Annotated in this window: 1 protein-coding gene; it reads right to left on the bottom strand. The window is 35.9% G+C overall.

What is annotated here, in order from left to right; translation table 11 throughout:
* Positions 1–409, bottom strand: a 409-nt coding sequence (locus K5R64_RS07430) for a transposase (protein WP_220762316.1), incomplete at its 3' end; no start/stop codon positions are given.
* Positions 410–412 lie beyond the last annotated feature (3 nt).

Below are 412 nucleotides of genomic sequence, written 5' to 3'. Positions count from 1 at the left end.
CATGGAAACGATCTGTTACTTGTACGGCTTTTGGAAAACATTTTTTGGCTATTAACTTCATGGAACTAGCCATGTCTAAGGTAATTTCAGTAACAGCTTGTCTTTTTTTTAAATCTATTTTGCTTACTTTTTCAATGACTAGCTCTGTCTTGGTTCCAGCAACAATAGCAACTAGTGAGCCTTTTTTACCTTTAGCTTTTTTATTGGTGACAATAGTGTAAAGCTCCCCTTGAGACAAGGCTACTTCATCGATAGATAAATGAGTTCCCATGTTATTGGGGTATATAATCCATTGATGAGCGTGTTCTTTGGGTTCCCAAGTGCTAAATGAGCTGAGATGTTTTTTATACTGTCTTTGAAGTTTTTTACCGTTAACCCCAAAGAAACCTCCAATAGTATGACAATTAATAGC

The organism is Flavobacterium sp. UMI-01 (genome assembly GCF_019656315.1).
Taxonomy (GTDB): Bacteria; Bacteroidota; Bacteroidia; order Flavobacteriales; family Flavobacteriaceae; genus Flavobacterium.
This window is presented reverse-complemented; position numbering and strand designations above follow the sequence as displayed.